Consider the following 17,677-nt stretch of genomic DNA (forward strand, 5'->3'; position numbering starts at 1 on the left):
ACCAGACTGGAGTTTTTTTAGGCACATTCTCAATCATTTATCGATCGATCTGAGTTAAGCTCTGGAGGCAATGCTCGATCGGATCGATCTTCAATATCTCACAATGGACAAATATCTAGCGAATGTACAGATGCTGCCAACTGCGGCTTACATTCATATCCCCTTTTGTCGGCGGCGGTGTTTTTACTGCGACTTTCCAGTATTTGTCGTTGGAGATCGGCACAATGGAGCTACTTCTGGCAATATCCAACTCTATGTCGAGCAGTTGGGCACAGAAATCGCCGCCCAAGTCAGTTACGATCGACCATTAGAAACGATCTTTTTTGGTGGAGGTACCCCTTCGCTCCTGACTGTAGCACAACTGGCTCAAATCGTAGATTGGCTAGCCGCCAAATTCGGGATTGCTAGTGATGCTGAAATTTCGATGGAGATCGATCCGGGGACATTCGATTTGGCGCAACTTCAAGGTTATCGCCAAGCGGGGGTAAATCGCGTCAGTATTGGGGTGCAAGCATTTCAAGACGAAATCTTGCAATTGTGCGGTCGATCGCATCGTGTGCGGGATATTTATGAGGCTGTAGAGCTAATTCATCAAGGGGGGATGACGAACTGGAGCTTGGATCTGATTTCAGGCTTACCACAACAAACGATCGCCGATTGGGAAGCTTCTTTGGAGTGTGCGATCGCCCTCAACCCGATGCACATTGCCTGCTACGATCTAGTAGTCGAAGTCCAAACTCCCTTCGCCAAACAGTATCAACCAGGGGATACTCCTTTACCTAGCGATGAAGCCACCGCCGAGATGTTTCGGATCGCCCAACAGAAGCTCACTCAGGCGGGGTACGCGCACTATGAAATCTCTAGCTATGTCCGCCACTTAGATTATCAGTGTCGTCACAATCTCACCTATTGGCGCAACCAGCCGTATTATGCTTTCGGCATGGGTGCGGCTAGTTATCTGGAGGGTTATCGGTTTACGCGTCCCCGCAAAACTCAGGAGTATTACCAATGGGTAGCCGCTGGCTGCAATTGGCACGAGGTAATTACATCAGTAGAGGATCGGTTTTTAGAAACTTTCATGCTGGGATTGCGATTGACGCAAGGTGTGAGTTTGCGATCGATCTCGGCTGAATTTGGAATCGATCGAGTCGAGCGGTTGTTGACATGTTTGCAGCCTTATCAACAACAGGGCTGGGTAGAGATTGTCACCCATACCGATGACAATCGCCAGTTGAGATTGGCAGATCCAGAAGGATTATTATTTTCTAATGTGGTATTGACAGAAATATTTAGTCAAGAGTTCTAATCTCGATTGCGAACCTGTCTGGACTTAGTTATGTTAAATCTAATCTGCATATTGGGGCTAATACTCGGTCTATCGATCGTTTTAAAGTTAGTACTTTTTTTGAGGATGAGAAATATTGCGGCAATTCTCGATCGCGCCACTAAGTCGAATATCACCAGGTGGCAACAGATCGACACCTTGATTCAAGCTGAATATCCGCTTGGTGCCGTATGTATTTTTCGAGGCAAATATGTCTCGCATTGGGAGACATCTAGATTTGAATTGATGTCTGTCAACTGTCAACTGGATATTCCAGCCAAAAGCGATCGCAATCTGCTGATTGAAGCATTGAGAACCACTACTAAATCAGGTTACTATCGCACCTTAAATATTGAATTTAGAGGTAAAATTGTCGCACAAGGATGCGGCGATCGCCAAATGTGCGCCTACCACATCGAGGTGATTGAAATCCTGTCAGTCAAGCGATCGAGCTAAGAAATAGACGCTCTACCACCACCATTCACCATTCACTCACTACCCTAGAGATCTAACTTGGGTTCGTTCCATGGTCGTCGTCTCGGGTCACCCGAGCCGTGGGAACAAAGGCCGGACGAACTCCGCAATTTGACACTAGGAAGAGAGTCAGACATCCGCTTGTGCTTAAACCAATCCCGTAACTGTTGACGGCAAGTAGCTGCTAGAATGCCGCCAATTACCCTTAACTTATGATTGGAAGCCGCACTATCAGGAATATTTAACACCGTCCGCACACTGCCAGTTTTGGCATCATCAGCACCATATACCAGCAATCCCAACCGCGCTGCGACGATCGCTCCAGCACACATCGGACAGGGTTCCAGCGTCACATATAGTGTACAGCGATCGAGATGCCAACTATTTAGATTCCTCCCTGCCGCTCGGATCGCCACAATTTCCGCATGAGCCGTCGGATCGCGATCGCGTTCGCGCCGATTTTCACCTTCAGCAATTATCGCTCCATCAGGAGCTACGATTATCGCCCCAACAGGCACCTCACCAGCATTGCCAGCAATTGTCGCCAGCTCGATCGATCGCGCTATCCAGCGTTGATGTAATTCAAAATCTAGCTCCATGGTTACAGAGGGGGTACAGGGTGGGATGAGGGGCGAAATAAGCGATCGTAGTCGGGATGATAAAGTTGCGATCGGGTGGGTGGAGTGCTGCTCTGGTGCTGAATTTGGGCTAATGCTGGGCTGATAATATACATCGTTGTGCGGGTGAGATTTTGAGTAGTAGTGGCTAGTGCCATCTCGATCAGCGGAACTACCCAAATTTGCTCATCTTCCCACCCGACACGGAAACAGATCGCCACAGGTGTCTGTGGTGGGTAATGTTGCAGTAATTGAGCCTGAGCTGTCTCGACATGACGAGCGGCGAGATAAAGACACAAGCTCGCTTGATGGGCGGCTAAACTGGCGAGATCTTCGGCTGGGGGGACGGCTGAGGCTCTCCCCGTCGGGCGGGTGAGAATTATCGTTTGGACGATTTCAGGCACTGTCAGCTCGACTTGGAGCTGGGCAGCAGCCGCTTGGAAAGCACTAATTCCTGGTACTAATTCGATCGCGATCTCTGCCGCTCTCAGGGCGTGAATTTGTTCGGAAATCGCGCTATAAAGTGTCAAGTCGCCGGAGTGCAATCGGGCGACAATTAGACCAGCTTGCACGCGATCGCCGATTATTGCTACGATTTGTTCGAGTGTGCGATCGCTAGTTTTGATAATTTCGGCATCTGGGCGGGTGTCTTGTAAGATCCGATCGGGGATAAGTGAATCAGCGTACAAGATCGCGTCAGCAGTTGCAATGATTCTTTGTCCTTTGACTGTCAATAAATCGGGATCGCCTGGGCCGACACCGATGATATATACTTGGGGGCTTGGGGGTTGATGATTCGATTGTTTAGTGATGATATTTTCAGGCATTCATTAAATAGTGGATGGTGAATGGTGGATGGTGGATAGTTGCAAACTTAGCTGGTGGGCAGTGCCCACCCTACCATTCTATTTTATTCACCATCCACCAATCCTAAGTAATTACCTGAATTTGCGAACCTTGATTAGTTTTTTGGACTTCAATTCGAGTTTGGAAGGCTTCGCGAAATTGGGGCATGTGGGTGACGGTGAGGATACAGGCAAAGTCGGCAGAGATCGCATTGATCGCGGAGATCAAGCGATCGCATCCTTCGCGATCTTGGGTACCGAAGCCTTCATCGACGATCAACATTTGGAGGGGTGTCCCGGCGCGTTGGGAGAGGAGTTTGGCGAGTGCGAGGCGGATCGAGAAGTTGATCCGAAAGGCTTCGCCGCCAGAGTATGTTTCGTAGGACCTGGTACCATTGGCATCACCGATGACGATATCTAATGTATCGATATATTTGGCATTTTTGATGTTGGCTTTCTTGGTACGGCTGGCTTTAGTTGCTTTTTGAGTGATAAATTGAACGTGAAATTGATTGTTGCTCAATTTGGAGAGGATTTGATTGCTTTCGGCTTCGAGTTGAGGGAGGACATTTTCGATCACTAATGCTTGAATTCCATTTTTACCGAAGGCTTTACCGAGTTCTTCATAGATTTTAGCTTGGGTTTTGTAGATATCTAGTTGTTGTTCTTGCGATCGCAGTTGGGCTTGAATATTGTCTAGTTGGGTGAGTTGTTGGGTTAGACTACCTAAGATAGAGAGGTTGGTATCTAGTTGGTGACGGCGTTGAGCTAGCTGAGATTCGATCGATGCAATTCGTTCATCAGTATCGGGTATTTTGGCAATCTCCAGATTGATACGATCGATTTCTACCATCGATCTTTGACGATCTGCCAAGTTTTGGTGTTCGGTAGTTGCTAATATTTTAATCCGTTCTAGTAATTGCGGATAAGTTTGTTGTGCTTGCTGTAATTCTTGATATTGAAATTGAATTGATTGTGATTGACGGAGCTGAGTAGTTAGTTGATTATGAGTGTGGCGATCGTAACCCAATTTTTCGATTTGGCGATCTAGTTCTTGTAACTCTATATATAGCTCAGATTCAGTCTGGAGTTTGGCGATGTCTTCAGTTATTTTAGTAATCTCGCTTTGTAACTGACTATGACGATCGATTAGTTGAATTTGTTTGCGTTCGGCATCTTTAATTCGTTCTTGTTTGATTTCTGCCCAGCGTAATTTATCAACATCACCTCTAGCTAAAGCGTGACTTTGCTCGTTATATTTAGTTGATTCAATTTGGCTCGATAATTCTACCAATCGAGCTTGTAATTCACTTGCATAACTCTTGGAGTCGATCGCTATTTCGATCTGAGATTTTTCACTTACTAGTTGCTGAATATCGATCTGTAATTCCGCGATCGTATCTAATTTTGCTTGCAATTTACCCCGTTGTTCGCATAGACTTTTAGAATCAGCTAATTCACGACTTAACTGCTTATATTCAGCCAGTAGCACTTCACGTTCGCGCACATAACGCGATTGCTCTTCTTGAGTTGCGGAAATCTGCTGTTCGATATTCTCGCGCTCACTTTGGGCATTTGTCAATACATGTTGCCAATGATTTTCATCCAATGGTAAGTCACATACCGGACAACTAGCATTGGGAACGGCTAATAGTTCGAGCTTGCGATCTAGCTCTACCAATTGTCGCTGATAATTATGGAGATCGGCATCAAGTCGGTGTAGATTTTCTCGCTTAACCAGCCCTTTCTCTTCAATCCGCTTTTGATAAACTTTTTTATTGTCTAATTCAGTAATCTGGGTATCGAGTAAACTCAACTGGGTAATTAGCTGGGGCTGCTCGTCAATTTTGACTTTGATTTGTCGTTCTCGTAAGATTAGCTCATTTAATTTCGCCTGGATTTTGGCTGTCTCGCGATCGATATCGCTATTTAATCTGACACGCTCTTGCTGGAGTGGTAAGACTTCAGTTTGAAGGCGATCCAATTCTATTAATCGCTGACGACATACTTGTAATTGCGCCATTGCTTTAGTAACATCTCCGGCTGTCGCTAGGATCGTGATTAGCTCTTGCTCTTGCTGAGCAACTAATGCTAATTCTGCCTGACTTTTGCCAAGTTTTAATTGCAACTCTTGAGTTTGGCGATCCAATTGTTGCTGGAGTTGTTGCTGTTGGATTTGACTCTGTTGATAAGTATCAAACTGCTTGTCCAATCCTGCTACTTGCTGTTGTAAACTGAGATAGGCTTGATAAGCGATCGAGATTTCATCCGAGCGACTTAATAAACTATCCAAGCGAGTGCGATCGAGCAGCAGCAGTTGCATATCTGCTTGAATTTGAGTTGCCGCTTGACTCAATTCGCGATCGCGTTTTTGCTCCCATGCCAATTGTTGTTGCCAAGTCTCGCGCTGTCTGGCAATAGTTTTAAAACTTTCTAATTCTTGTTGCTCATTAGTTTGGGCTTGCTGCAATCGATCGATCTCGACTTTTACCGCATCTCGCTGCTGCGTAATCCCCTCAACTTGCGCCAACTGCAATCGATCTTCAGCTAAACTTTCGGTCAATACTTCTAGTTGCAGTTTATATTGTTTAGCGGACTCCTTAGCGCGATCGGCTAACTGCTCATAGCGATCGAGCTTCAACAAATCTGCTAAAATTTGTTTGCGATCGGTAGGCTTTTTGAGCATGAACTCATCAGCTTTTCCCTGACGTAAATAAGCAGAATTGATAAAAGTATCGTAATCAATTTTGAGATAGTCATCGATCAGTACTTGAGTAGCCCGAATCCCCTTCTGAGTCAGGGTGCGAAACTGTCCCCCACTCGTCTGAATCTGAAACTCCAACCCTCCATTACCATCGCGCTGACGGGAGCGAATGATCCGACAAGTCTCGCCGTGCATCTTGAAGGTAAAGTCCACCCGCACATCCATCGCCCCCATACTAATCGCGTCATCCTCGCTCACCGCACGGCATTCGCCCCAAATCGCCCAGGTAATCCCTTCGAGAAGTGAGGATTTGCCCGCCCCATTGGCACCGCAGATACAAGCGGTATGCAGCCCTGTGAAGTCCAAGCTGGCTTCGTTATAGCTGAGAAAGTTCTTGAGTGACAGTTGCAGTGGAATCATAATCGCTCGCTGAAGGGGAAAGCATCTAACCTCTAGGATAGAGAGTTTTGGGACATTTGTGGTATTTTTGTGCTAGTTGAATCACTACGGGGGATCTTGCTTAAATTAATTGATAATTTATAATCGATAATTGCGGATGCTGCGACTTATTTTACGGTTGAAAGTATCTGTTGAGAGTAAAGCAAGATCCTCGACAGATTGCAGGCTAAGTCTGATTCGTTAAAATCTAAATGTCTAGCAGATTCTCAACCGCTAATCATGACCCAGCAACTCACCGCCCTGCCCATCCCCAACCTCGTCCAGCGACAACGAGAGTTTTTTCGGACAGAACAGACTCAATCGATCGCCTTTCGGCTCGAACAGCTTGCCAAGCTCAAACAAGCCATCATCGATCGCCAAGAGGCAATTATCCAGGCAGCCAAAGCCGATCTCGGTCGTCCAGCTTTTGAAGCTTACTTTGAAATTGCGACTCTGGGCGAAATTAATCTCGCCCTCAAACAGCTCAAACATTGGGTCAAGCCACAACGGGTCAAAAGTCCGATCGATCAGTTTCCAGCTTCGGCTTGGATTCAGCCCGATCCCCTCGGTGTGGTGTTGATTATTGGCCCGTGGAACTATCCTTTTCAGTTGATGATGTCACCCTTGGTGGGGGCGATCGCGGCGGGTAACTGTGCTATGCTCAAACCTTCCGAACATGCGCCTCACACATCGCAGGTGGTGGCTGAACTAATTTCCGACACCTTCGACCCCCAGTATATTGCTGTTGCCGAAGGCGATGCCAATATTAGCCAACAACTTTTAGCTGAAAAATTCGACCATATTTTCTTTACGGGTGGGACAGCGATCGGGCGGATTGTGATGGCGGCGGCGGCACAGCATCTCACGCCCGTGACCTTAGAATTGGGTGGCAAAAGTCCCTGTATCGTCGATAGTGATATTCACCTCGATCGGGCCGCCAAACGCATTGCTTGGGGCAAGTTTATCAATACTGGTCAAACCTGCATTGCACCGGATTACCTGCTGGTACAGCGTCAAATCAAGCCCGATCTGGTCGATCGCATCAAATACTACATCAAAGAATTCTATGGTGAAAATCCAGCCGTCAGCCGCGACTATGGTCGGATTATCCATCGCCGACACTTCGATCGACTGATTACCTTTTTGGATCGCGGGGAGATTGTACTAGGTGGTGACCACAATCTGGCCGATCGCTATTTGGCTCCAACTCTGATCGATGGGGTCACTTGGGACGATCCAGTGATGCAGGAGGAGATATTTGGCCCAATTTTGCCAATTCTGACCTATGACGAGCTAGAAGAGGCGATCGCTCAAGTCAATGCTCGCCCCAAACCGCTAGCCCTGTACTTTTTTAGTCAAGATCGCCACAAGCAAGACCGGATTTTGCAGGCGACTTCATCCGGCGGTGTCTGTATCAACGATACAGTTATGCAGGTTGGTGTCAATAGTTTACCCTTTGGTGGTGTCGGGGAAAGTGGCATGGGTGCTTACCACGGCAAAGCAAGTTTCGATACTTTTTCTCACTCTAAAAGTGTGCTCAGACGTGAATTTTGGCTAGATTTGGGTTGGCGTTATGCCCCTTATACTGCTCAAAAGCTCAAACAAATCAAGGGAATTGTGACAGGGTGAGCAGTCAGGGGATAGGGGATAGGGGATAGGGGGAATTTCAGATGAAAACAGTACTAAAAAAGATGGTATTTTTACTTTCGCAGGAGGTCTACTGATGTTAGTCCACTAATCGATAAAACCAGCTTTCCATCACCGTGCCCCAGACGGATTGTGAGAAAACTGTCTCAGCGGCGTGACGACACTGAGCACGATCGATCTCATCCAATCGGGCGATCGCGCTCACTAAGCCGTCTATACTGTCTGGCTCTACCAAAAATCCCGTTTTACCATCGGTGATGATTTCGGCAGGCCCCCCGCGCCGATATGCGATGACTGGGACGCCACAGGCAAAGCTCTCGATGGCGACATTGCCAAAAGCTTCGACCCAGCGCGGTGTCATCAATAGTCCTTTACAGGTGCGGAGAGCTTGCTGTAACTGATGAGTGGGCAAAAATCCCAGATATTCGATCGGGGCGTGGGGATAGTCACATTGGATTTGCGCCCAATAATCTGGATCTTGGATCTTGCCCATGATTTTGAGCTTCATCCCTGTACGCTCAGCGGCAGCCACAGCGTCTTGGAGAGCCTTTTCGGGCGAAATCCGACCCAACCACGCCAGCGTCTGTTCGGGAGTGTCACAGTAGTCATAGACAGCCGGATCGACGCCACTACCACCGACGATGTGACAGCGATCGCCAAAGCTAAAAGTCGCGGCTTGAGTGCGGGTACAGACGCCAATCGTACCTGGAAAATCGACCGCGACTCGCTCGATCGCCAGATCGATCGCGGCTATCTGCGAACCCATACTGACGAAATGAGCGATCGGGCGATCGAAAAATGGCGTGAGATAAAAGGGGAGCCAGTCGAAGGCAGTATTAAATATCAGGTCATAATCATGTTGGATCGCTCTGGCTGTTGCCCACATATTCGCCAGTACGGGATCTCCAGGCATGGAGATCGATGCAGCCTGTTCCTGAGTTTGGGCGGTAAGTTGGAGTTCGCCAGGGACTTGGATCGTCGGTAGATCGCCTAATTGCGAACCTAAAGGAGCGATAATCGCGATCGTATGTCCGCGCGATCTTAGCTCTCGGGCGAGATTGGCGATCGTCAGCTCGACACCACCACCCAATCCAGAGCCTAAAGCACCTACGGGCGTTGAGAGGATCAGAATTTTGAGTCTAGGTGGGGGCGACGATCTATTCAAAGGGATGGGCTAACGCAAGTGACAGTTTCAATTTTAACGGCAATTGACGATCGATTAGGAGCGTGGATTGAATTGCCCCTACCATAGGTTAGCAGCAGCCGAATACAACCGCTCGATCTTACTGATTTTGGAGATAGCGCAGCCGATTTCTGAAGATCTGCTTGGTGTCTGAGTCGAGTAGACTCCAGATCCCCAATGTCCCCGAAAAGAAAAACACAATACTACACACATACAAAATCGATACTGATAAAGCTGCCCACCATGTCCAACTCTTGAATTGACGGAGCTGAAAAATCAATACTTCTAATAACATCCCGATCGTAAAGATACCCACACCTACCCAGAGACTAGTTAAGATCGATTGCCAATTAATTAGTGCCATTTTCCCAGCGGGGATAGCGGTTAAAATCTCATAGGGATTGCGGAGAATTAGGATGAGAAAAATATATAAATAGATCGTAAAACTGACATTCCAATGCAACCGCTTGAGCTTATTCCAATAAGCGATAATCCCGACGATGCCAGCGATCGCGATCGCATCAAACCAAAAGTGGAGATTGGGGTGAGGCGCATGAACACTCCCACTATTGAAGACAAACATGAGGATCAGCATACTAATAGGTACAGAGCGTAAACTCCAAATTGTGACCATTAGTGATGTCGGAGTTGAGATGTTTGTAGTCATCAATCTAAATAATTAATTTAATAACAGCGATCGATGTGAATCGATCGATCTACCCGCGCGGTTAGTCTCAATTGGAATGCGGATCGAAGATTCGTTCGCGATCTCGATCGCTCCAATCTCAGTCTCGATCGAGATTGAATAAGGTAAAAGCTAGAACTTATCTATCTATTTGCCATCATAACAAACCACCCTCAGATGCAATCCGCCAAAGTGCTGACACCACAATTGCCGCTCGACACTCAGCTTAAACCGGACAAGTTTTGTTAAAGTGAGAAGTGCAGGCTGCAAGGGTTAGAGGAACGCAATACAATGGCAGGAAAACTTTTATTAGTCGATGATGAACCAGGATTGCGAGAAGCAGTCCAAGCATATCTTGAAGATAGTGGGTATGTCGTCCAAGTGGCGAGTAGTGCCAAGGATGCTTGGGAGCTGCTACAACAACAGTTACCCGATTTGGTGATTTCGGATGTGATGATGCCCCAGGTAGATGGCTATCAGTTCCTCAAACAAATGCGCGAAGACGACAGATTTAAAGCCACTCCCGTGATCTTTCTGACGGCGAGAGGGATGAAAGCCGATCGTATTTCTGGTTATCAAGCTGGTGTGGATGCTTATTTGTCCAAGCCGTTCGATCCAGATGAGCTGATTGCGATCGTCCAAAACCTCATCGAGCGGCGGACTGTAGCGGTAGCCGCTTCCCAAAATCCCGAGATGGAAGGCATCGCCAAGCAAATCGCCGCCGAACTGCGAGGGATGCTCAACCCCACTAGTGGCATCGTCAAAACACCGCCGCCAATTCGGATCGATCTGACGCCGCGCGAACAAAGTGTCTTGGATCTTGTGGCTGCTGGATTGATGAATAAGGAGATTGCCAAGCAGCTAGAGACGAGTGTCCGCAATGTGGAAAAATATGTCAGTCGGTTGTTTGGTAAGACAGGCACCAATAGTCGGACTGAGCTGGTGCGGTATGCGCTCGAACATGGATTGACTAACTAGAGCGCGATTGCCAATTTGGCTACTCCGAATCTTCCACAGCCGATCGAGTGGTGGCGGCGATCGGTTCGGCTGGAGATATAGTAGATCGATCTTCAGTGCTACTTGGTAATAATGGTTGTGGTGGTGGGCTACTAATAGTTGACGATGCGGGGGTGGGTGGCTTGGCTGCGGTTCCGAGCGGCTTGGGGGCTGGAGCTGACTTGACTTTTAGTTCGATCCAAGCTTTCTCCGTTGTTTCGACGATATCAGCGCGCAATGTCGGCTCTACTGCATCGTTTTTAGGACTTGGTGGCTGTGGAGCTGGTTGAGTATTTACAGGTAAATTGCTCTCTACAGGTACAGTTTTTTGGCTGGGTGGTACTTGAACGCTCGGAGTTGGTGCTGGGGGTTGTGGGACGCTCCGCCTTGGAGCTGGAGTTGTGACGACTGGCGGAGCAGATATGGCGGGTGGAGCTGTTTTCGCAGTGGGTTGAGGTGGTTTGGCAGTCGATCGATCTAAACCGCTCCGTGCGGGGGGTTTAGTTGTGCTAGGAATGGGCTTTTGCTGGCTCACTGGGACGAGTTGACGCCGCAGGATGAAGGTTTGCCACCCCAACCAGCCGAGCAGGGCAACACTGGCGATTTGTCCGACTAACAGCCCACCGATCTCCTGACGGGCATAAATCCAGAGCGTGAGTGCATAAAACAACCCCACACCACTCCAGATAAAATCCGATTTGCGATGGATATCTGGCAAGAAAAAAGCCGCAAGATACAACCCAACGCTACCCATACCGACTAAGACAGCTAATATATGTGCCAGCATTTCGATCGCCCGCTCCTATGAGTCAATGTCCTAAATTAAATTATCGCAGCTCAGGTACAGAGATCTCGCGATCGCTTTATCGACAACCAACAGTCTCACCCTCAACACTATTCTACTACTAACCCAAGTGCCTACCTACGACAATGCCTCCGATTGAAACCACCTTGATTGTAATCTCTTCTCACCATCCACCATCCACCATCCACTGTCTTGAAAAGGTACTCTACTTGGGGAAACCCCTGTTCCCGCACTTTTCGCCATCCACCATCCACCGCCAGAACTGAGATGTCGATACAATAGTTGATAGAGATTTGCCATTGACATCACCGTCAGGAGTTATTCACCCATGCAGGCTCTTACCAAAATCGATAGTTCTCGCCAGCGGGAGATAGTAGAAGTCCTGCTACATCATGGCTGGGACTACATGCGTCAAATCCTCACCATTGGCAAAGCCTCGCCAGCAGAGGATCGAGTTGATATTCCACCCCCCGCGATCCTGCGGAGTATATTAGTCGATTTGGGGCCAGTATATGTCAAGCTCGGACAACTGCTCAGTACGCGTCCCGATCTGCTGCCGCTCGAATATATTGAAGCTCTGAGCGAACTTCAGTCCAATGTGCCGCCGATCGATTGGCGAGAAATTGAGACGATCTTGCTCGAACAACTGTCCCAACCAATCCCTGAAATTTTTAGTCAGATCGATACTCTGCCTGTGGCGGCAGGATCGATCGCCCAAACCCATCGCGCGATCCTCAAAGATGGGCGGATCGTCGCCATCAAGGTGCAGCGTCCTGGGATCGATCGCTTGGTGGCTAGGGATATCGCCATGATAAAACAAACTGCCAAACTGTTATCTGGGACGGACTTTGGCAAACGTTACGACTTGGTTTCCCTCGCAGCAGAATTTAGTACCGCGCTCCAAGCCGAGTTAGACTTCACCCAGGAGGCACGCTATACCGAGAAGCTTCGCCAGAATTTATTAGCTGGTACTTGGTTTGATCCGACCAAAATCATGGTACCGGAGATCGATCGCCAGTTATCGACTCAGAAAGTCCTGGTACTGGAATGGCTCGATGGCGTGCCGATTCTAGCCGCACGGCTGACGGGCAAAAACTATGGCGGCGATATCCAGCAAGAGCGGCAAGCCCTGACAGTCCTCTGCTTCCGCGCCTTCTTTCAGCAATACTTAGTCGATGGCTTATTTCATGCCGATCCGCATCCTGGCAACTTATTCTACCTCGATGATGGACGGATCGCCGTCCTCGATTGTGGCATGATGGGGCGGCTAGATGCCCGCACCCAGTCAGCTCTGATGGAAATGATTCTAGCGATCGTCAATGGCGATGCCCAGCGTTGCGCCCAAATCACCCTCCAACTCGCCGAACCGATGGGCGAACTCAATCTCTCCCGCTTGGAATGGGATTACGATCGCTTGCTGCACAAATACAACAACATCAGCTTGCAGAATATGAATGCCAGCGAAGCCTTCGCTGAAATCCTCCAAGCCGCACGGCGCAACAATCTCCGCTGGCCGAGTAATATCGGTTTATTTGCCAAATCCCTCGCCAATCTCGAAGGCGTCGGGCGACAATTCAACCCTGAAGTCAATTTATTTGAAGAAGTGCGCCCGTTGATGAGTGATATGTTCCAGCGGCAACTCTTCGGCAACGATCCGATGCAGTCACTCCTCCGCACAGGCTTAGAATTAAAAAATCTCTCCCTCCAATCGCCGCGTCAATTAGGCTTTTTGCTCGATCGCTTTAGCTCCGAAACCTTGAAGCTAAATATCACCATTCAAAACCTCGATGGTATCCAAAATAGTGTCGATGACGCTGCCAATCGGCGATCGTTTAGTACGGTAGTTGGTTCGCTCATTGTCGGAGCCGCAATCGTGTCTGCCAATGCCAGAACACCTGAATTGCAACTGCTAAGTAATGTGCTTTTTGGTGCGGCGAGTATTCTTGGTTTATGGTTGATTGTCAAAATTATTAGGTCTGGAAAATTACTCTAAGCTGCAATCTGTCGAGCGGTAGGGCATCTTTCTGGAATAGTCCAAGCTATAGTTGTAGAATCGATCGAGCGATGTAAAATTAGATTTCGCTCTTCACCTAAACGATCGAAGAGCGATCTATGAAACTCATCATAACTATCTGCTCTATCATGACTTTCTATTACTATCGAGATTCTAATCGATTGCTGGGACAAAAGCTGCTATCGTCCTACCTTTGTATTTTAACCGATCGTCAGGAGCCAACTCGCGATCGATTAATATTCTTCTTAAACTCCTAACTTAATTGTGAATCGGAAAGCGACCGCGATCGCACTAGCAACGAAGAATTAAGGACTAATTTGAGCAATAAACAAGATCGCCGCTCCTACTTGGGGCTAATTTTGACATGGAAACAACCACCGGATGTCCCAAATTCTGGATGAGGTTGAATTGCAATGGCTCGAACCCACCTCAGATCGGATTACCCTTGAAGTCATCCTTGCACTAGTACATAAATATGCGGCGATCGCCAAGCTCACTTTTTTTGCTCGAATCCTCACTTTCGATCGCGCTAACAAGTAGTCTGGCGATCGTACTCATCTAGCTTTGATGGAGATCGTCTCGATTCTCGAATATTCTTGGTAAATACAAACTAAATACATTTATTCTTTGCATCTATGCTTAATTTTATTCGTAAGCTAATCTACATTTTAAATGCATAGGTATTTTATAAATATGTTTTTATTTTTTAGATGCGTAAATTTTTTAATAGATACAGTGCGAATCTTGAAGCTAAATCTCTTTGGGTCTAAAGATACCTAACAGCCGTTCAAGCCGATCTAGAGGCATTCGTTGGCGTAGCCTCTGTCTTGACTCGCTTCCATGGTCGGGAAACCCGACCGGAGCGAGTCGCTCCTTTGGAGAATCGAAACCACTCGCAAATTCACCGAACCTACCCAAGAGATCTGAGCATATTAGTGCCCAGAGGCTGTAAATTTCGCCCAGGAAAGGGGGAATGATAACTCTTGACTAGTTAGATCGTTTCTCATGTCCATCCCCGATTTCCAGACAATTATGCTCCCCCTATTAGAACTTGCAGGGGATAGCAAAGAGTACAAATTATCCGAGGCAATAGAGCAACTAGCCACCCATTTCCACCTCACCGAGACCGAACGCCGCGAACTACTCCCATCTGGCAAACAGGCTAGATTCGCAAACCGCGTCGGTTGGAGTTGTACTCATCTCAAAAAAGCCGGATTGCTCACTTATCCCGCTCGTGGCAAGTTTCAGATTACCCAGCGAGGTTTAGACACCCTCGCCCAAAAGCCGCCCCGAATCGATATTAAATACCTCAAACAATTCCCCGAATATCTGGACTTCATCGGTGCGACTGCTAGTGCCCCAGAAACCTCCGATCTCCCCCTCGAACAAACCCCTGATGAGGTGATGGCATCAGCGTATGAAGAACTGCGTCAGAATCTCGCCCAGGAACTCCTCGAACGGATTAAAACAGCATCTCCTGCCTTCTTCGAGCGACTAGTCATCGAGCTACTAGTCAAAATGGGTTATGGCGGTTCCTTGGTAGATGCAGGGATGGCAATAGGTAAGACTGGAGACGAAGGAATCGACGGAATTATCAAGGAAGATCGGCTTGGTTTGGATGTTATTTATATCCAAGCAAAACGCTGGAGTGGTACCGTGGGTCGTCCTGAAATTCACAAGTTTGTTGGTGCTTTGGATGGCAAACATGCCCGTAAAGGAATTTTCATTACTACCGCAAAGTTCTCAAAGGAAGCGAAGTCTTATTTGCCTGCAAATGCGAAAGTTGTTCTCATCGATGGGGAACAGTTAGCTAACTATGCAATCGACGTTAATCTGGGCGTTTTGGTTGTTTCAGAATACCAAATTAAACGGTTAAATTTAGATTACTTTGATGGTGAATAATTGCTGAAAAATATTTGATCGATTGCGGATATCTCTGTTTGTAATATCTCTAAATTAAGCCTAAAAATACAGTATAAATTTTACGATAATCGAGAGCGATCGATAAAATCGGAGTCGAGGTGGATCGGGGTGATAACAAGGGTGTGAAAAGATGTATTATCACACCCTTGTTATCTCAGCCCCAATGCGAACAACCTTTACTCTCTCCAAGCTAAATCCCAGATTTCTAATTCAGTTTCCAGGAGATCGCCTCAAACAGTGGGTATCATTCAGTCAGTAGCAAGTTAAAAACATCTATTAATCACCGCTAGAACGGTGTCGATTTTATCATCAAAATCTGGAATACAAGCTAGAGTAAAATAATCTAAATCTCACCAAAGTATTAGTGAGATTGCCGACTATTCATACCCAAATAAACACGATCGAACGCCTACTCCGATCCTCCGATCCTGATATCTAAATCATCCTCCAAGAGTTCCCTCAAATGAGTATGGCAATTAAGCGGAATTTTAGAGCGACTAGCAGATGAGAGGATCTGGGTGGGGGGTATTGAGGTACCGATAAGTGTATTTATCGGTACCTCAATACCCCCTTGCTCCCTACTGGCAATTTCTAGGAGCGGAAAGATGACTAACTTTTGCCCTGAACTTCATTCCAGGTACAGAAGGGTTATTCTTTTTTCTCGATCGCCAATAAGTAATTGATTGCAATTATGAGTGTTTTCAAAGTATAATTATGTTTTATTTGTTGATAAATATACTTTAAAAATAAAAATGTGCATCAAAAACATCTATATATATTCAAAAGTAATATGTTAATATAAATTGATTATTTGAGTTGAGCGAGATTGACAACCAAAGGCGATCGTCATGGTCGGGAGCGAGCGGTAGATCGGACGGTGAGTAAAGAGCGAGCGAGGATTGAGAGTGGTAAGGGATAGCCGAGCAAACAGGCATCTGGCTATTTTGGTGCAGAGCGTGACATAACTGGAAGATATTTTATACAATGGTAGAGATCGATACTTTTTGTGCAGATGGTCACTACCACCGAGCAACAGACAGCAGCAGCGATCGAAATCGACTGCGATGCATTGATTGGCGTCTTCACCAACTTTTTGCAATTTGATGTTGCCAATGGGGGAGCGAGTGGCGATACGATCGTCACCTACTGGACGCAGGTTAAACAGTATTTAGAATGGTGTCGGGAAAATGCGATCGATCCGCGTGAGGCGACACGAGAGACGATCAAGATTTATCGGTGGCATTTAGCAGAACAGCGAGGGTATAAGCCCAGCACCATCGGGGTGAAATTGACAGCAGTGAGTCGGTTGTATGATGCGGCGGTAGAATACGGGTTGATGGGGGGGAACCCAGCCTGGGGCGTCAAACCACCCACAGAATCGATCGATCCGGCGGCGCGGATTACTTATCTCGAACAGGCGGAAGCGACCGTGTTGCTCAAATCGATCGAGACTCGCGCCCCGCTCCAAACCTGGCGGGATAAATTATTGCTCGGGGTGATGACACTCGAAGGGACGCGCACAGTCGAGATGCATCGGCTCAATATCGGGGATGTGGTGCGTCAGGGCGATCGGGTGGGGGTGAGGGTCAGTAGTAAGCGACACCTGCGGGTTGTCCCCTTGACTCCTCAGTTGGCACACATCATGGAGGCGTATTTAACCGCACTGCGGGGGAGTGGGTTTGATAGTATGGTCGATAGTCCGCTGCTGCTCAATCTCAGTAATTACGGACGCGGGGAACGGTTATCGCGGCGGGGGATTCGACAGGTGGTGGATAAGTATCTCCAAGCAACTAATCTCAAATATATGGAGGGGCGGACGCTCTCAGCTCACAGTTTGCGGCACACGGCGGGGACACTGGCTCTGCGAAATGGGGCGTCATTGCGACAGGTGCAGGATTTGTTGGGACATGCCGATCCGCGCACTACAGCGATTTATGCCCATGTGGGGGACAGATGGGAAAATAATCCCGCGTTGAAGGTGGGGATCGATTTACTTTAGGGCGGTTTGCCGACCCACTCAGC

At 47.6% G+C, this 17,677-nt stretch carries 13 protein-coding genes and 1 pseudogene; 8 read left to right on the plus strand and 6 right to left on the minus strand.

Going from position 1 to position 17,677, the window contains the following annotated elements; genetic code table 11:
- The first annotated feature begins 70 nt into the window (after positions 1-70).
- Together hemW and ACEW9I_RS20880 are read left to right on the plus strand one after the other, a co-directional pair.
- A complete protein-coding gene (hemW, locus tag ACEW9I_RS20875) occupies positions 71-1,306 on the plus strand; it encodes a radical SAM family heme chaperone HemW (protein WP_373542252.1) in 1,236 nt (411 codons plus the stop codon).
- Positions 1,307-1,411: 105 nt separating this feature from the next.
- Positions 1,412-1,780 (plus strand): hypothetical protein, encoded by a 369-nt coding sequence (locus ACEW9I_RS20880; RefSeq protein ID WP_373542253.1) that lies wholly within the window; start codon positions 1,412-1,414, stop codon positions 1,778-1,780.
- 152 nt (positions 1,781-1,932) lie between these two features.
- Here ACEW9I_RS20880 and tadA read toward each other — a convergent pair.
- The 3 genes and pseudogenes from tadA to sbcC all read right to left on the minus strand — a co-directional run.
- Positions 1,933-2,397: pseudogene (tadA, locus tag ACEW9I_RS20885) on the minus strand (tRNA adenosine(34) deaminase TadA); the annotation flags it as partial.
- Between the two features lie 2 nt (positions 2,398-2,399).
- The gene (gene cobM / locus ACEW9I_RS20890; RefSeq protein WP_373542254.1) at positions 2,400-3,242 is read right to left on the minus strand and encodes a precorrin-4 C(11)-methyltransferase; all 843 of its coding nucleotides are present in this window, start codon (positions 3,240-3,242) and stop codon (positions 2,400-2,402) included.
- A 103-nt stretch (positions 3,243-3,345) separates the two neighbouring features.
- Complete coding sequence (gene sbcC / locus ACEW9I_RS20895; RefSeq protein WP_373542255.1) at positions 3,346-6,384, minus strand: exonuclease subunit SbcC; 3,039 nt, start codon at positions 6,382-6,384, stop codon at positions 3,346-3,348.
- Positions 6,385-6,582: 198 nt separating this feature from the next.
- Between sbcC and ACEW9I_RS20900 the strand changes: the two genes are divergently transcribed.
- Complete coding sequence (locus tag ACEW9I_RS20900; RefSeq protein ID WP_373542256.1) at positions 6,583-8,031, plus strand: aldehyde dehydrogenase; 1,449 nt, start codon at positions 6,583-6,585, stop codon at positions 8,029-8,031.
- 97 nt (positions 8,032-8,128) lie between these two features.
- Here the strand turns inward: ACEW9I_RS20900 and ACEW9I_RS20905 are convergent, their stop codons facing one another.
- Positions 8,129-9,220 (minus strand): glycosyltransferase family 4 protein, encoded by a 1,092-nt coding sequence (locus ACEW9I_RS20905; RefSeq protein WP_373542275.1) that lies wholly within the window; start codon positions 9,218-9,220, stop codon positions 8,129-8,131.
- A 112-nt stretch (positions 9,221-9,332) separates the two neighbouring features.
- Positions 9,333-9,899, minus strand: a complete 567-nt coding sequence (locus tag ACEW9I_RS20910) for a hypothetical protein (protein WP_373542257.1) — start codon at positions 9,897-9,899, stop codon at positions 9,333-9,335.
- A 309-nt stretch (positions 9,900-10,208) separates the two neighbouring features.
- Between ACEW9I_RS20910 and ACEW9I_RS20915 the strand changes: the two genes are divergently transcribed.
- Positions 10,209-10,895 carry a response regulator transcription factor gene (locus tag ACEW9I_RS20915; protein WP_373542258.1) on the plus strand — a complete coding sequence of 229 codons (687 nt, stop codon included), beginning with the start codon at positions 10,209-10,211 and terminating at the stop codon, positions 10,893-10,895.
- Between the two features lie 19 nt (positions 10,896-10,914).
- Here the strand turns inward: ACEW9I_RS20915 and ACEW9I_RS20920 are convergent, their stop codons facing one another.
- A complete protein-coding gene (locus tag ACEW9I_RS20920; RefSeq protein WP_373542259.1) occupies positions 10,915-11,700 on the minus strand; it encodes a Ycf66 family protein in 786 nt (261 codons plus the stop codon).
- A 346-nt stretch (positions 11,701-12,046) separates the two neighbouring features.
- Between ACEW9I_RS20920 and ACEW9I_RS20925 the strand changes: the two genes are divergently transcribed.
- From ACEW9I_RS20925 to ACEW9I_RS20940, 4 genes are all read left to right on the plus strand, one after another.
- Complete coding sequence (locus ACEW9I_RS20925; protein WP_373542260.1) at positions 12,047-13,711, plus strand: ABC1 kinase family protein; 1,665 nt, start codon at positions 12,047-12,049, stop codon at positions 13,709-13,711.
- Between the two features lie 402 nt (positions 13,712-14,113).
- Positions 14,114-14,272, plus strand: coding sequence for a hypothetical protein (locus tag ACEW9I_RS20930; protein WP_373542261.1), 159 nt, complete (start codon positions 14,114-14,116; stop codon positions 14,270-14,272).
- A 465-nt stretch (positions 14,273-14,737) separates the two neighbouring features.
- Positions 14,738-15,634: a restriction endonuclease gene (locus tag ACEW9I_RS20935; protein ID WP_373542262.1), complete on the plus strand. Its 897-nt coding sequence runs from the start codon at positions 14,738-14,740 to the stop codon at positions 15,632-15,634.
- A 1,033-nt stretch (positions 15,635-16,667) separates the two neighbouring features.
- A complete protein-coding gene (locus ACEW9I_RS20940; protein ID WP_373542276.1) occupies positions 16,668-17,654 on the plus strand; it encodes a tyrosine-type recombinase/integrase in 987 nt (328 codons plus the stop codon).
- The last annotated feature ends 23 nt before the right edge of the window (positions 17,655-17,677 follow it).

The organism is Chamaesiphon sp. (assembly GCF_041738855.1).
Classification (GTDB): Bacteria; Cyanobacteriota; Cyanobacteriia; order Cyanobacteriales; family Chamaesiphonaceae; genus Chamaesiphon.

Bases quoted from the DNA above. Each gene is read 5' to 3' on its own strand.
- hemW (WP_373542252.1), top strand. From the start codon at position 71: ATGCTCGATCGGATCGATCTTCAATATCTCACAATGGACAAATATCTA.
- ACEW9I_RS20880 (WP_373542253.1), top strand. From the start codon at position 1,412: ATGAGAAATATTGCGGCAATTCTCGATCGCGCCACTAAGTCGAATATC.
- cobM (WP_373542254.1), bottom strand. From the start codon at position 3,242: ATGCCTGAAAATATCATCACTAAACAATCGAATCATCAACCCCCAAGC.
- sbcC (WP_373542255.1), bottom strand. From the start codon at position 6,384: ATGATTCCACTGCAACTGTCACTCAAGAACTTTCTCAGCTATAACGAA.
- ACEW9I_RS20910 (WP_373542257.1), bottom strand. From the start codon at position 9,899: ATGACTACAAACATCTCAACTCCGACATCACTAATGGTCACAATTTGG.
- ACEW9I_RS20915 (WP_373542258.1), top strand. From the start codon at position 10,209: ATGGCAGGAAAACTTTTATTAGTCGATGATGAACCAGGATTGCGAGAA.
- ACEW9I_RS20920 (WP_373542259.1), bottom strand. From the start codon at position 11,700: ATGCTGGCACATATATTAGCTGTCTTAGTCGGTATGGGTAGCGTTGGG.
- ACEW9I_RS20925 (WP_373542260.1), top strand. From the start codon at position 12,047: ATGCAGGCTCTTACCAAAATCGATAGTTCTCGCCAGCGGGAGATAGTA.
- ACEW9I_RS20930 (WP_373542261.1), top strand. From the start codon at position 14,114: ATGTCCCAAATTCTGGATGAGGTTGAATTGCAATGGCTCGAACCCACC.
- ACEW9I_RS20935 (WP_373542262.1), top strand. From the start codon at position 14,738: ATGTCCATCCCCGATTTCCAGACAATTATGCTCCCCCTATTAGAACTT.
- ACEW9I_RS20940 (WP_373542276.1), top strand. From the start codon at position 16,668: ATGGTCACTACCACCGAGCAACAGACAGCAGCAGCGATCGAAATCGAC.